This is a genomic window from Collinsella aerofaciens (genome assembly GCF_964243765.1).
GTDB lineage: Bacteria > Actinomycetota > Coriobacteriia > Coriobacteriales > Coriobacteriaceae > Collinsella > Collinsella aerofaciens_BU.
The window spans coordinates 12,842-27,601 of sequence record NZ_CAXTGI010000005.1; the positions used below are offsets into that span (position 1 = coordinate 12,842).

At 58.2% G+C, this 14,760-nt stretch carries 9 protein-coding genes; 4 read left to right on the forward strand and 5 right to left on the reverse strand.

The window, feature by feature from the left end; all coding sequences use genetic code 11:
* Position 1 precedes the first annotated feature (1 nt).
* Complete coding sequence (locus tag ACESSC_RS04740; RefSeq protein ID WP_373161515.1) at positions 2-967, reverse strand: SIR2 family NAD-dependent protein deacylase; 966 nt, start codon at positions 965-967, stop codon at positions 2-4.
* 143 nt (positions 968-1,110) lie between these two features.
* On the opposite strand from ACESSC_RS04740, the gene ACESSC_RS04745 reads away from it, so the two are divergent.
* From ACESSC_RS04745 to ACESSC_RS04755, 3 genes are all read left to right on the forward strand, one after another.
* A complete protein-coding gene (locus ACESSC_RS04745; protein ID WP_373161516.1) occupies positions 1,111-1,665 on the forward strand; it encodes a TetR/AcrR family transcriptional regulator in 555 nt (184 codons plus the stop codon).
* Positions 1,666-1,869: 204 nt separating this feature from the next.
* On the forward strand, positions 1,870-2,400 hold the full coding sequence (locus tag ACESSC_RS04750; RefSeq protein ID WP_117583296.1) for a flavodoxin family protein: 531 nt from the start codon (positions 1,870-1,872) through the stop codon (positions 2,398-2,400).
* 180 nt (positions 2,401-2,580) lie between these two features.
* Complete coding sequence (locus tag ACESSC_RS04755; RefSeq protein WP_117583295.1) at positions 2,581-3,870, forward strand: ATP-binding protein; 1,290 nt, start codon at positions 2,581-2,583, stop codon at positions 3,868-3,870.
* A gap of 99 nt (positions 3,871-3,969) precedes the next feature.
* Here the strand turns inward: ACESSC_RS04755 and ACESSC_RS04760 are convergent, their stop codons facing one another.
* From ACESSC_RS04760 to ACESSC_RS04770, 3 genes are all read right to left on the reverse strand, one after another.
* Positions 3,970-6,210 (reverse strand): DNA gyrase subunit A, encoded by a 2,241-nt coding sequence (locus tag ACESSC_RS04760; protein WP_373161518.1) that lies wholly within the window; start codon positions 6,208-6,210, stop codon positions 3,970-3,972.
* 45 nt (positions 6,211-6,255) lie between these two features.
* Positions 6,256-8,253, reverse strand: a complete 1,998-nt coding sequence (locus tag ACESSC_RS04765; protein ID WP_373161521.1) for a DNA gyrase/topoisomerase IV subunit B — start codon at positions 8,251-8,253, stop codon at positions 6,256-6,258.
* Between the two features lie 153 nt (positions 8,254-8,406).
* Positions 8,407-9,789 carry an ATP-binding protein gene (locus ACESSC_RS04770; RefSeq protein ID WP_117655545.1) on the reverse strand — a complete coding sequence of 461 codons (1,383 nt, stop codon included), beginning with the start codon at positions 9,787-9,789 and terminating at the stop codon, positions 8,407-8,409.
* Positions 9,790-9,943: 154 nt separating this feature from the next.
* Here ACESSC_RS04770 and ACESSC_RS04775 point away from each other — a divergent pair, with 154 nt between their 5' ends.
* Entirely contained in the window at positions 9,944-10,177 is a 234-nt protein-coding gene (locus ACESSC_RS04775; protein ID WP_117798071.1) for a hypothetical protein, read from the forward strand.
* Between the two features lie 90 nt (positions 10,178-10,267).
* Here the strand turns inward: ACESSC_RS04775 and ACESSC_RS04780 are convergent, their stop codons facing one another.
* The gene (locus ACESSC_RS04780) at positions 10,268-14,635 is read right to left on the reverse strand and encodes a hypothetical protein (protein WP_373161523.1); all 4,368 of its coding nucleotides are present in this window, start codon (positions 14,633-14,635) and stop codon (positions 10,268-10,270) included.
* Positions 14,636-14,760: the final 125 nt, after the last annotated feature.

Genomic DNA, 14,760 nt, shown 5'->3' on the forward strand with positions numbered 1-14,760 from the left:
GCTACCTCCCCAGCGTCTTGCGCACGTCGGCGAGCACGTCGGCGATGTCGGCGCGAACGGCGAGCCCCCGATCCTCGATCGCGCGGGGGAGAAACTGCGTCTTGTTGTTTACGGCGATGTAGCTGGCCTGCGGTAACTGCGCCGTGAGGGCCCAGAACGGCTCCTGGATAAACGCGGGCGTCATGCGGCCCACACCCAGCTCGAGGAAGAGGATCCTCTGCCGTGCGTGCGCGTCGAGCCATTCGGACACCTTGCGGTACTGCTCCTCGTAGAGTTCGCCCTGCAGGAAGTTGCCGTAGCCGCGAACCCAGGGGAACGCCTCTGCCCCGCAGTGCGGGCAGCGCGGCACGAGCTCTGTCGGAACCTCAAGGCCGTCTCCCATGGCCTCTACCATGTTGGAGACCGGCTCGACCGTATCCCACACCGCGTCGGTGCAACAGCGGGAGCACTGAAAGAAGCGGTGGTCGCCTTGGATCTCTGCCACTTTCTCCCAGGGATAGAGCTTCACAAACTGCGTGTCCTGGTTGGTGGTGAGCACGAAGAAATCCTTCTCGGCGAGAATGGCGTCGAGGTCCCTGTAGGGCTTGCGCAGCGAGGCGTTGAGCGTGGTGTCGAGGAAGGTGGCGAGGTATCCCCAGCGCGCCTCGGCGGTGGGCCAGCGGTAGAACGACCCCTCGAAAGCGCCCTTGAAACCGTAGCGCTCGGCGAATTTGCTGAAATGCCTGCGATAGGTTGCGTTGTCCTCGTAATAGAAGTCGCCGCCGCCCGCCGCGGAGAGCCCAGAGGCCCCGCCCACCAGCACGCAATCGGCTTCCTCGATCATGCGGGCGAAGTCCTCGATTTGCTGGTCGTAGGGCTCGGGCTCGCGGTCACTCAGCTCATAGGGCGTGCCGCCGTTTCGATAGGCTGCTTGATGGGAAAACGATCGGTTGGTGAGATTGATGACGAGCTGCTCGTACGGAGTCATTCGATACCCTCTTTCAGCTATAATGAACAGGTGTCTATAAGCAGTATCGATGTCGATTTACGCAAGAGCAATGAACAGCTCCGAGATGCTGTCGATAAACGAGCAGCTGCTGGGTATTGTTGGGCAGATCGAACGGAGGAGCCATGGATACAGGGAAAATCGACCGTCGCCGGCGCTATACGCTCTCGGTCATACGGGAGGCGTTCTTCGCGCTGCTGGCCGAGGTCGGCTTCGCGAAGATGACGGTAGCGGATATCTGCCGCCGCGCCGATATCAACCGTGGCACGTTCTATCTGCACTACGAGGACAAGTTCGCCCTGCTCGACGCGCTTATCGACGAGGCCTTGGCGGCGGTGCCGCCGCTCGAGGGAACGGAGGCGGGTGCCCTCTGCCAGCGTCCGCCGGCAAACGATGACTATTATCTGCTCTACTCGGATGACGACGCGTACGCCCGGGTGGCACAGCGCGTCGTCGAGCGCGGCGCCGAGCAGATGGTTCCCTCGATCATGGAGGAGACTGGGCTTTCGCGCGAGGACGCCTATCTGCTCTTCGTCCACAACGTCCAGGGAAATCTCGCGGTCAACCGCCTACTTGGTTGGAGGCGGGGACCCGAGTTCGCTCACGCCCAGGAGCTGCTCAGTGCCTATTCCGAAGGAGGCATGCGGGCGGTATCGGCTCGCCACGATCCCCGTAGTTGATCTTGACAGCGTGCCATTTCAGGCAGGCGACGTTGCTATGGCCCCTCTTTGGTTTTCGATGTTGTATAAGGCAATCGCAATCGCCTTGAGCTTCTTTAGGGAACTTGAGCAAGAGATATGGCCTGCTGGCGATTGATTAACCCCATTTGTTTTGGTTACAAGAAAAAATGCTGCGCGCCTGCGGCATGAAGAAGGGAGATTCTTGTGAATATCGTTGTATTGAGCGGCAGCCCGCGTAAGGGCGCCAATACAGATACCATGGTCGAGGCGTTTGCCGAGACCGCGCGTGAGGGCGGCAATACGGTCGAGGTCGTCCGCGTTGCCAGCAAGAAGATCGCCGGCTGCTTGGGATGCCAGTACTGCTTCGCTCATGAGGGCGTCTGCGTGCAGAAGGATGACATGGTCAACGTGATCGAGTCGCTGAAAGACGCAGATATGGTCGTCTTTGCCTCGCCTATCTACTGGTTTGATATCACCGCACAGGAGAAGGCTGTCATCGACCGCCTGTACGCCTTCGGTGCTACGGGCTTCCCGTTCACCAAGACGGCCCTTTTGCTCGATAGCCACAGCGAGGGCGTCTATGATGCGGCGATCGCCATGTACAAGTCCACGTGCGCATACTGCAAGTGGGAGGACCAGGGCATTGTCACCATCAGCGGTATGACCGAGCGCGACAGCATGGCCTCCTCGCCCAAGCTGGAAGAGGTGCGAGAGCTCGCTCGCAAGCTCGCCTAAGGGCAAGAAGAGCGCATGGCAATCGGTGTTGGTGGAAATGCTTGCTGTCCTTACCGAGAGATAGGGGCGCATTCCCTCAAGCGCCGTATAGAACAATTTTTAAACGCAGAAAAATAACTGAAAACAAATTAATCCGCGTTAAAATATTGTCAAACAGAAGTTAATGAGGGAAGGTTGCGTATGCGTCGCAAGGCAGACGAGCTACTTAGGGAATGGCGAGACAGAGCTGATAGAAAACCTTTGCTGGTCAAAGGCGTGCGCCAGTGTGGCAAGACCTATTTGCTCAGAACGTACGCCCAGGATCTTTTCGAATCGGTTGTCTACGTTAATCTTGAGAACGACCGGTCGGCGCGAGCGGATTTTTCGGGCGGTCTTGACCCTCATTCGATTGTGCGCGCGATCGAGGCTCGTACGGGACAGCGTATCGTGCCTGGCAAAACCTTACTGTTCATTGACGAGATCCAGGCATGCGAGGAAGCGCTCACTTCCCTTAAATACTTTTGCGAAGATGCTCCCGAGTATTACGTTGCGGCTGCCGGGTCGCTTCTTGGGGTTGCCATTAACCATCAGTCGTATTCGTTCCCCGTCGGAAAGACCGACTTGATCGAGATGACTCCACTCGATTTCGAGGAGTTTCTCTGGGCAATGGGGCACGATCAGCTGGTCGATGAGATACGCTCGTCATTCGAGTTAATGGGTCCTCTTGCGCCAAGCCTTCATGAAAAGGCGCTTAGGCTCTATCGACAGTATCTTGTTGTTGGCGGAATGCCCGAGGCGGTCCAAACGTATATCGATGATCAGTCAATCATTGATGTGGCCGAAAAGCATCGGATTATTCTCGACGGATATTCCGCCGACACCAATAAATATGCTGATGAACGCTTGAGCGCAAAGACGCGTGCGTGCTTCGATTCCATTCCACAGCAGCTTGCCAAAGAGAATCGCAAATTTCAATACAAGGTAGTGCGAGCGGGGGGCAATGCGTCTCTCTTTGGAGATGCTCTCGACTGGCTTGTATTGTCGGGTACGGTGGCGCGCTGCAGCCTAGTCGGGCAGATCGAAAGCCCTTTAGAGGCCTTCGTTAACCCTTCTGCTTTCAAAATCTATCAGGCGGATACAGGGCTGCTCGTCTCCAAGGCCGGTGCTCAACGCGCCGATATTCTTGCCGGCATCGGCGGCACATTCATGGGTGCACTTACCGAAAACTACGTCGCCCAACAGCTTTCAGCCATGGGCTATCCGCTGCATTATTGGGCGCGAGATAATCGTGCGGAAATCGACTTTGTAGTAGAGAAGCAGGGATGCTTGTCTGCGATTGAAGTCAAGGCGGGAGAGAACACAAGATCTCGAAGCCTGTCCTCACTTAAAAAGACCCATCCGGGCGTACGCCTTATCAGGCTATCGACTAAGCCCTTTGGAATGAATGATGGGCTTATGTCTGTTCCACTTTATGCGGCATTTTGTCTATAGGGATGATGCTGGTGTAATGCATGGGGCCCAGGGCGCAGCGTTTACTGCGCTCCGGGCCCCGCTGCTTAGTTAAACCATGACGGTTTGGTCGCCGTCGTCCTAGTCAAACAAACTCGGCATGTCGTTTTCCTTCATGAGGGCACCGGCAGAGGGCAGGCTCTGCGCGGTGAACTTCTCGGCCGAGACGCCGGCGCCAAGAATCTCCTCGGTCGTGCCGACAGTGGTGACCGAGCGGCCCTTCTTGGCCGTGAAAGCCTGGACGCCCTGCGTGTTGGTGGTCGTCTTGGTCTTGAGCAGCGACGTGTTGAAGTTCATCAGGCGGTAGTCGCTCGAGACCAGCGCGAGGTCGCGGTCTTCCTTGAGCACCTGCGCATACAGCAGCTTGCTGCCGCCGTAGATGGCGTTCTTGAGGCGCTTGCGGTTGGTCTTGGTGACGTATCCAGAAAGCGCGACGCGCACCACGCGGCCGTTCTCAAAGACGAACAGCACATCGGCCTTGTAATCCTCGGGGTCGATGACCCAGATGACACTCTCGTCGGGTTCCATCTCAAGATCGGTCGGCAGGTACGAGCCCAGTTGGGCCGACTTGGTGTCCTCAAACGCCGAAACCTTGCACTTGTACACCTGGCTCTTATTGGTAAAGACCAGCAGCTCGTGGGTGTTGGAGGACGGGAACTCGATAAAGGGTTTGTCGCCGTCCTTGTACTTGAGCGTGGTCGCCTTCTTGAGCACGCGGTCCGTCATCTTCTTAAGGTAGCCGTCGCGCGAGAGCATGATGGTGACCGGGTACTCCTCGACCTCGGGCTCCAAGCTTACCTCGATGACCTCATGGGGTTCAATCCTGCCCGTGCGGCGCGGCATCACGTACTTCTTGTTGACCGCTGCCAGCTCGTCGCTGATGACCTTCTTGATGTTCTCTTCGCTGGAGAGGATCTCCTCAAGCTCGGCAATCTCGCCCTCGAGCTTGGCGATGTCCTTGGTGCGGTTGAGAATGTACTCTTCGTTGATGTTGCGGAGCTTGAGCTCGGCAACAAACTCGGCCTGGGTCTCGTCGATGTCGAAACCCTTCATAAGGTTGGGCACGACCTCGGCCTCGAGCTTAGTGCCGCGGATGATGGCGATGGCCTTGTCGATGTCGAGCAGAATTGCCTCGAGGCCGTGCAGCAGGTGCAGACGCTCGGACTTTTTGCCCAGGTCAAAGTTAATGCGGCGACGCGTGGACTCAATACGCCACTTGACCCACTCGTGCAGGATCTGGCGCACGCCCATAACGCGGGGATAGCCGTCGACCAGCACGTTAAAGTTGCACGAGAACGAATCCTGCAGCGTGGTCGAGCGATAGAGCTTCGCCATGAGCTTGTCGGGGTCGACACCGCGCTTAAGGTCGATGGCGATGCGCAGACCCGAGAGGTCGGTCTCGTCGCGGATGTCGGCAATCTCCTTGACCTTGCCCTCTTTGGAGAGCTTGACGATGCGCTCGATGATGACATCGGTTTTGGTGGTGTAGGGGATCTCGTAGACCTCGATGATGCGCTCTTCGGGAATCCAGCGCCAGCGGGAGCGGATCTGGAAGCTGCCAAGGCCGGTCTCGATTATCTTTTCCATCTCCTCGCGGCGGTAGATAATTTCGCCGCCGGTCGAGAAGTCGGGCATGGGCATGTATTCGAGCAGGTCGCAGTCGGGATCCTGCAGGTAATGCATTGTGGCGGTACAGACCTCGTTGAGGTTGAAACCGCAGATATCGGATGCCATGGCGACGCCGATGCCCTTGTTGGCCGAGACGAGGATGTTGGGGAACGTGGTGGGCAGCAGGCGTGGCTCCTTCATGGCGCCGTCGTAGCTGTCGACGAAGTCGACCGGGTCCTTGTCGATGTCCTTGAAGATCTCGGCGCTAATGGGGGAGAGCTTGGCCTCGGTATAGCGCGAGGCGGCGTAGCTCAGGTCGCCCGAATAGTACTTGCCAAAGTTGCCCTTCGACTCAACGAAGGGGGCGAGCAACGCCTCGTTGCCGGTGGCCAGGCGCACCATCGTCTCGTAGATCGCGGCGTCGCCGTGCGGGTTGAGCTTCATGGTCTGGCCCACGATGTTGGCGCTCTTCTGGCGCTCGCCCTTGAGCAGACCCATCTTGTACATGGTGTAGAGCAGCTTGCGGTGCGAGGGCTTAAAGCCGTCAATCTCGGGGAACGCACGCGAGACGTTGACGCTCATAGCGTAGGGCATGTAGTTGACCTCGAGCGTCTGCGTGATCGGCTGATCGGTGACCTCGGAGTGCAGGCCGATGACGTTCTCGGCGTTGACCTGCTTTTTCTTGGGCTGGTTCTTCGTCTTCTTCTTTGCCACGATTTCCTCTTGAACTTCTTATGGGCCGTCGTTATCGATTTGCTGCTACTGCAGGTCCAGCTGGTCCAGGTATTCCTTGCCGTGCTCGGAGATGTGACGCTTGCGGCCCGTCTCGTCGTTGCCCAGCAACAGGTTGAACATGGTCTCCATCTTGGTGACGTCCTCGGGTTCTACCTTGATCAGGCGGCGCGTCTCGGGGTTCATGGTGGTGAGCCACATCATGTCCGGATCGTTCTCACCAAGACCCTTGGAGCGGTTGATCGAGCACTTCTGGTCGCCAATCTCCTTGAGGATGCCGTTCTTCTCGAGCTCGGTGTAGGCAAAGTAGGTCTTCTCTTTGCAGTTGATCTCGTAGAGCGGCGACTCGGCGATATACACGTAGCCCTCGTCGATAAGCGTGGGCACCAGGCGATAGAGCATGGTGAGCACAAGCGTGCGGATGTGATAACCGTCGACGTCGGCGTCCGTACAGATAATGACCTTGTTCCAGTTGAGATTATCCAGGTCAAAAGCACCGAGGTTCTTGATGCGCTTGTCCTTGATCTCTACGCCGCAGCCCAGCACGCGCATGAGGTCCATGATGATGTCGGACTTAAAGATGCGCGGGTAGTCCTCCTTCAGGCAGTTGAGGATCTTACCGCGAACGGGCATAACGCCCTGGAACTCGGCATCGCGCGAGGTGCGGATGGCGCCTGCTGCCGAGTCGCCCTCTACGATGTAGATCTCGCGACGGTCCTTGTCTTTGGAGCGGCAGTCGATGAACTTCTGCACGCGGTTGGCCATGTCGGTCTTCTGTTGCAGATTGGTCTTGATGCTCTGGCGCGTCTTCTCGGCGTTCTCGCGCGAGCGCTTGTTGATGAGCACCTGCTCCATGATCTTGTTGGCGGCGTCTTTGTTCTCGATCAGATAGGTCGAGAGGCGCTCCTTAAAGAATGCCGTCATCGCCTGCTGGATAAAGCGGTTATTGATGGCCTTCTTAGTCTGGTTTTCGTAGGACGTCTGGGTGGAGAAGCAGTTGGTCACCAGCACCAGACAGTCCTGGACGTCCTGCCACTTAATGCCGCTCTCGTTTTTGTTGTACTTGCCCTGTTGCTTGATGTAGGCATCGATGGCGCTGGTCAGAGCACTACGGGCGGCCTTTTCGGGCGAACCGCCGTTCTCGAGCCATGACGAGTTGTGGTAGTACTCCTGCATCATGAAGGTGCGCGAGAAGCACATGCACGCGGTGATCTTGACGTTGTAGTCGGGCAGGTCCTCGCGGTCGCGACCGCGGCGGTCGGCCTCGATAAAGAAGGGCTCGGTGAGGTAGTCGGCACCGACCTTCTCGAGCACATAGTCCTCGATGCCCTTGGGGTAGCAAAAGTCCTCTTCGGAAAACTCGCCATCGTCGCCCTCGATGCGCAGGCGGAAGGTAACGTTGGCGTTGACCACGGCCTGGCGGCGCATGGTCTCGCGATACCAATCGTGGGGGATGCTGATGGAGGTGAAGACCTCAAGATCGGGGCGCCACTTGATGGTGGTGCCGGTGCGGTTCTCGTCGCTGGGCTCAATCTCGAGCGCCTTCTTTTTGGCGCCGACGACCTTACCCTTCTTAAAGTGCAGAGAGTATTTGTTACCGTCACGCCAAACCGTGACGTCCATGTACTCAGAAGCGTACTGGGTCGCGCAGGAGCCCAGGCCGTTGGTGCCGAGCGAGAAGTCGTAGTCGCCGCCCTGGTTGTTGTTGTATTTGCCGCCGGCGTAGAGCTCGCAAAAGACGAGTTCCCAGTTAAAGCGCTTCTCGGAAGGGTTCCAGTCGAGCGGGCAGCCGCGGCCGTTGTCCTCTACCTGGATAGAGCCATCGCGAAAGGCGGTGAGGGTGATGAGCTTGCCGTAGCCCTGGCGTGCTTCGTCAACGGCGTTGGACAGGATCTCGAAGGCGGCATGCGCGCAACCATCGAGTCCGTCCGAGCCAAAGATGACGGCGGGGCGCAGGCGTACGCGCTCCTCGTCCTTGAGCTGGCGGATACTGTCGTTACCATAGTTTGCGGTGTTTTTTGCCATACTCGCTCTCTCGGTGCTCCTTTTGCTGCGTTTAAGTCATATAGATAGTCAAGGTAGCATAGCCCAGGCCGTGGGCGATTCCAACCAACACGAATTCCATCGAACAATAGTTCGATCAGATAATGGATGCTTGGGATGCGGGTGGGGTCTGTCCTATTCAAACATCTGCGGCAGGTCGATGAAGACGGTTCGATCGCTTTCGTCAGCTTCGAAGCCCGAACGGGAGAAGAATCCGTAGCGATGGCATTTGAGCCCCGTTGCCTCGACTTGGGTGATTTCCTCGTCGACCATTTTTTGCGTGACGGGGGATTTGCGGAACTTTGCTTCGTAGAATGCGTAGCCCTCGGGGTCTTGCGTTACCACATCGAATTCGCCGCTCGTTTTGTTTGCGGGATCGTCGTACCAGTACTTGCCTATGGCATCGAAAGCCGGTTCGATCTTGCCAGTCCTGTTTTGCCGTACGAGGTATTGACGGCAGATCTCCTCGAACATATGTGGAGTGTAGTTTTCCTCGAAGTCTTGGGAGACGTGACGATCATAGAAGACTTCCGGGTCGAGCAGCTGACGCGCAGAAGCATTGCGGAAGACGTAGCGATAGTAAAAGAGCGAAAGTGGGTCCACCACAAAGTAGCCAGACTTGCGCTTATTCGTAGGGTCGTTGATGGGTGCACGCTTTTGGACGATTTCGAGTGACATGAGCTTGTCGAGTACGTCTGCCATGGCCGGACCGCTCGAGACGTGCGACTGTGCCAGCACGTCCCCCCAACGGGAGTAACCTTGTGCGAGAGCCCCGAAAACTTCGTTGGCGTTGGTCATCTTCGAGATCTCGGCGTTGAGATAGGACGGTACTTCGCTTTCTAAGCGGGCGCCAGGTTCTGTGACGAGCTCGATGATATTGTCGCGTACGCTTTGGGACTGATCGATGAGGCGATTGTAAAAGGGGATGCCGCCAAAAACGCTATAGAGCCGCACCTTGTCCTCGGGTGAGAACGCGGGATAGAACTTTGCAGCGTCAAAGTAATCCATGGGCTTAAGCTCAAGCGCGAGATCAATTCGCCCGTAGAGGGGGCTTTCATGCTCGATGAGAGATTTCATAATCTCAACATAGGAGCCGCACAGGACAATGTTTAAACGTGAGTCTTCCCTGTGAGCGTCGATTGAGGTCTGGAGAATGCTGTCTAAGCCTTTAACCGCATCTCTCAAGTAGGGGTATTCGTCGAGAACGAGGGTAATGTTCTTGTCTTTGGCTTGGGCAAACAGAAATTCGATGAGCTCGCGGATGCCCGTGAAGGCGAGCGGAGGAAAGCTTAGCGCTTCAGCAGCAAGGGCGGACAGACTCTCGAGGTTGTCTGCCTCGGAGGTTTGGCGGCACTCGTAATAGATCGTTGCGACGTCCGATAAATCGGTTAGCGCCTGCTTGATGAGCTCACTTTTGCCGACGCGACGCCTTCCGTAAATGAGAACATTGCGCTGCTCGGGCGCATTGAGTGTTTTCTTAATACGGGCGAGTTCAAGCTCCCTGCCAATGAATTCCACTTACTCGGTTCCTTCCGACTCGGTTTTGTCCGAGTTAATTGTATCGCATGAACAAGTTTATGCTCGAGTTTACTCGGACAAAACCGAGTCGGTTCTGTCCGAGTAAGTTTGAATAGCGAATCGAAATTGTTATGTCCACATGGCGATGGCGAACATGGTTTCCATAAGCGCCGCGTTCGCGCTTGTTATTGCCGCAATGCGCTGTGTCGCTGAGGCGCAGATCGTACCGCTCGAAAGCGTCTTTTGGTTGGCGAACCTGGCCACGGGCGTGTTCTGCGGTGCGACGATTTTCGCAGCCACGTTTGCTGTCCTGTGTGCAACGTTTTTCACGGCGAAAAGACGCCGTGCCAAGCTCGAGGCAGAACTCGACTCCTCAGACGACATCTAATGCGCAATGGGCCGGCTCTGGGTATCCAGAACCAGCCCATTTTGATGTTCGATTAGCCGAGTCGGCGCCTCTCACAAAAGTAAGTAGGAGCTAGCGAGGCCTATCCGAATTGACCTCATTGGCGGTGTCTTTTTCGAGCGCCGTGCGGCGGGCGCTGTAGGCGACGAGGCCGGCGCCTGCCGCGGCGAGTGCTGCAGCGGCTGCCGTAAGGGGAGCGTTGACATCGCCCGTGCCCGCAAGTGCGCCCGCTTTTCCGGAGCACTTGTTATTGCCGTGGTCCTTGCCGCTGCCGGAGCTGCTTCCGCCGGAGCCGCCGCCCTCGTCAGCACCGCCGCCACTCGAGCCACCGTCGCCGTCTGCTGTCATCGGGGCGTCGTGAAGTCCTGTCGTATCCGCGCTGTCGCATACGCCGACCTCCACTTCTGAGCGCTCGCATGCCGCGTCGGGCACATGAAGCTCGTGCAATACGGCACCCAGCGCCGAGTTTGCACCCGGTCGAATTTCCTCGAGCGTTACGGGATCGAGCGCCACCAGGTCACGCGCCTTCGCATACAGCGTCACGCGTTTGCCCACTTCGTCGCTCCAACTCTCGGGGATAGCGAAGCTCATGCGGAACTGTGCCGTGCAACCCGGTGCCAGCACGGCGTTGCCGTTGTCGGCTACCAGCGGGTGCGTTGCAAAACATGCGCCCAGCGTCTCGAGCGCGTACTTCACGTGTGCCATGTCGTTGGCCGAAGCGTCTTCGGCAAGCTCCGGATCGTGGATCGAAGCCATGCGTGCGTTCGCTCCGAATCCGATGGATACGCTGGAGAACGGCTGGCTGGAGCCCTCTCGGTACAGATCGATCGTGCCGGCGGTCAGCAAAGTGTTGCCGTCGTTTCGCACCGTGACCATGAAGGACTCGCCTGCTGCTCCGGGCACCACCGCGCCCGAGGTGGCGACCGCGCCCGTCGGAGTGGCACACGCCACCAAGGGCACTTCGATGCCGTGCAGCTCTGCCTCGCTCTGCTCCGCGCTCACAATGTGCGTGGCGAGCGCGGAGAGCATGCCTCCCGACGTCAAAAATGTCGTTATCTGATCGACGGGATGGTCCAGCTCGCACATCACGAACGGTTCCGTGAACAGATCGCCTGTCAAGGTGCTGGCGAAGATGCGGAAGTGCTTGCCCATCACTGCTACCGGGTTGCCTTCTTCGTCGTAGGTTTGTCCCACCTTGCCATCGGTGTTCTCTACATAGAGCACGCACCTGCCGTTGTTGCTTACGCTAAACGATGCCGGGCCACAGCCTGCGGCACCCACGGGCTGCGTTGCAAATGCCGATGCGCCTCGCGTCCAAGTAATATGCTGCAGCTGCTCGTTGACGGTGGCCAAAAAGCCCGAATGTTGTGGCCACGGCACCGCATGGGGTACCGTGGCGTCTGGTGGCATAACGCCCCAGCCCGCAATGGACTGGCCAATCACGGCGTACGATGCGCAGCCGCAACCGTCTGCGGTTTCGTACGCAACGGGCACCACCATTTTGCCGTTGATATTCTCGGGCTCGCCCAGCTCGATACTCGACGGTGCCTGCGGAAAGCGAAGAACTTGGCGGAACGTCAGGCTGTCGCCCAAATCATCCGACCACAGGGTAAAGCATTCAAGCGCAACCTCAGCCTCGCTGCCGAGCGCCTTTTCTGCGGTGGCTCCGCGGCGGTGGAGGTAGGCACCCGACAGGCGTCCGTCGACCAGCGTCTTACCCACCGTGATACGCGGGCACTGCAGGCAATGGTAGCCATCCTCTTGCAGACGGCCGCGCGAGATGCTGCGCCACGACGTGTGCGATATCACGCGAACTCCGTCGTTGCTTATGCGCAGGCGCACAACGGACAGTATGCCGGATGTGCTCGCCGTATCGAAAAGGGTGTTGTCGCCGGCGGGGCGCTCGCCCGAGACCAGCAGCACGTAGGCGTTCTGGTTTCCCCTCCCGTCTGTATATTCCACCACGTCGAAGTCGTAATCGAATATGCCGTCGCGCTCCACGTCGCCCTCGCCAAACCCAAGGGGATAGTCCACGGGCGTGGGAGCGGACCACGTGCCGTTTGCCTTTGTGTGCACCACCAGGCGCGAGCGGCCATTGTCGCCGTAGCGCACCGAGGCGATACGGAACAGGCATTCTACGCCGGCAATCATTGCCAGCTTCATGTGAGCTTCGCTGAGCACGCCAGCAAACAGCACGTTGTCGCTCGAGGGCTTGATGCCGCCACGCTCGTCCTCCGATACGCCGGCAGAATTGGCGTTGGGGTCCGCAACGGCGTTCGTTGCCTGGCCGATGTGGGTGTACTCATACATCGGCGCGGCGTTTTCGTCGTCCTCTATCAGTGCATGGACGAAATGCTCGATCTGTCCCGTGTCGTCGCTTTCTGCATCCGCCTCGAGCTCAATGCGCGTGACCGCTTGATTCCAATCGCGCACGACAGGCGCGATGTTTATCGCGGCGGCTGCAACCTCGGCGCGTGCGAGCAGCTCGGAATTGGTGACGATGGTGGCCGACGCGATAAACTGCGGCATACCACCTGCCTCGGCGTTGCCGGGCGTGCCGAAGTGGGCATCCAGCGTGTAAGGCGTATCTCCACCCAATGCGAGCTCAGAGCGCTGGAGCACATACTGGTCGCAATTGTTCACCGACATATTCCACGAATCGATGAGTGTGGGCCACGACCCCGACCAAGCCTTGGTGGTCCACTTGAACATTATGAACTGGAGTATCACATCGACATCGACGTCTGCACCTACGCGCAGTCGCGGAAGCTGGTGTCCATCTGCCTTCTCGTACCCAATGAACAGCGTGAGGGATGCGGCGCCGCGCACGGCAGACGAGGCGACGCCCGCAACGCCGGCTCCAAAGGTGACGGCAAGCCCGATCTGGATAGTGAACGAGCCCGACGTGTTGGAATAGTCGAGCGATATGTTTTTGAAAAACGCTGCGCCGCTGCCGTGCGTATGGGCACCTACGGCGAACGCCAGCTTCGCTAGCACCCAGGGGTTGACGTTTAGGAAAAACGGCACCGGTCCCAAGGTAAACTGTTCGGTCCAGTTGAGGTCGGTTCTTACCTGGAAGAGGGCCTTAATATTGCCGTATGCGGGGTCGTTGTTGTCACCCCAGGTTTTGCCCACCCAATCGTAGGCAAGCGAGCCGTACAGCTGTGTGGCGATATCCATCGTGAACAGCAGCGTGCAATGGTGGCGAAGGAGCTTGGTGTTCCTTGGATCGGTGCCCGAACCGGCACTCATGCTCTTGTACTGATTCCACTTCCCCTCCATCTCGTCGAGGTAGCGGTTTGCCTGCTTGGCGCCCGACTCACGCGGTGACTTCTTCCAGTACTTCGGATCCGGATTGCCCGAATCGTTCATATAGCTGGCTGGTTTGTATCCTCCGCCAAACAGTACGTACCCGGCAAACGAGAAATCGAAGAGGATCGGAAATGTGGGTATCCAGCACGTGAACTTATTGCCGCCGATGCCGGGAAACGCCGCTGGGAAATCAAACGGAGTGATCTCTTGGTCCATGGTGGTGGGAATGATGGTGGTCGAGCCCGATTCTGCCTTTGCGGCCGGCGCGGTGACAACGGCCATAGGGGATGAAAGCGTGTAGGTTTTGCCCTGATAGTCGAGGACAAAGCACAGCTTGCACCCCTCCTCCAGAAGGCCCGATGCCGCATCGAGGAACTTGTCTTCCAGCGTGAATGTCGCCAGATTATCCGCGCCCGATGCGCTGGCCTTGATCTGGCCGATCTGCGTGACGGTTTCGGGCGAGCTACCCGTGGCGGGCATTACCTTGTTGATGTGCAGCGTTGCCTGTCCACCCTGTGGCAGATGTGCCTGTACAATAAAGGCATGCGTGTCGGGTTGGTCGTTTGCCGCGTCGTCCTTCGGCAATGCCATGAACGTGGCATCAGCGTACTGGATGTCCCATTCGTCGAATGTGAGCTGGCGGAAGTACGGCTCGCCGTCGGACAGCGGACGCGTGGGCGCGGTTATGGCGGTGCCGCCCTGGATACGCGCAAGGGGAATCTCGACATCGCGGTAGCCCGCCATGCTAATGGAGATGCCGCCGTTAAAGTCGTACGCGTCGAGAAGCGTTGCCTCGTCCACGTAGTCTTCCGAAAGAGGGGCGACCTCAAAGATGGCCGTGCCTTCGTCATCGGTCGTGGCGGTGAGCTGCTTGCCTGCGGCATAGCGCGATGTGAGCGTGACCTGGGCACCTGCGATGGGCGTATTCTTGTTGGCGACGTCGACCACGACCACACCAAACATGGTGCGCGAGAGAACGAGCACCCTGAAGGGGTCTTTTTCGTCGGCATAGGCTTCGGTGGGCGCAAACGGCAATATGAAGGCGTTTGCGCTTCCCGGCACGCGCGGCAACATAATGCTCGCTAGCGAGGACGCTCCAGCAACAAGCAACGAACGGCGATCAAGCATCTTGGGCTCCCATCCCGCAGGTATCGGTGGAAATAATCCAATTTTGTGAGAAGCCGCTTCGTGGCGGTAGTGCCGTTCAAGGGTCAAAATGTCCAAATTGATCGAGCGAAGCGCCGGGTTCCGGA

Excerpts from the sequence above, each read along its gene's own strand:
- ACESSC_RS04740 (WP_373161515.1), bottom strand. The coding sequence starts at position 967 with ATGACTCCGTACGAGCAGCTCGTCATCAATCTCACCAACCGATCGTTT.
- ACESSC_RS04745 (WP_373161516.1), top strand. The coding sequence starts at position 1,111 with ATGGATACAGGGAAAATCGACCGTCGCCGGCGCTATACGCTCTCGGTC.
- ACESSC_RS04755 (WP_117583295.1), top strand. The coding sequence starts at position 2,581 with ATGCGTCGCAAGGCAGACGAGCTACTTAGGGAATGGCGAGACAGAGCT.
- ACESSC_RS04765 (WP_373161521.1), bottom strand. The coding sequence starts at position 8,253 with ATGGCAAAAAACACCGCAAACTATGGTAACGACAGTATCCGCCAGCTC.
- ACESSC_RS04775 (WP_117798071.1), top strand. The coding sequence starts at position 9,944 with ATGGTTTCCATAAGCGCCGCGTTCGCGCTTGTTATTGCCGCAATGCGC.
- ACESSC_RS04780 (WP_373161523.1), bottom strand. The coding sequence starts at position 14,635 with ATGCTTGATCGCCGTTCGTTGCTTGTTGCTGGAGCGTCCTCGCTAGCG.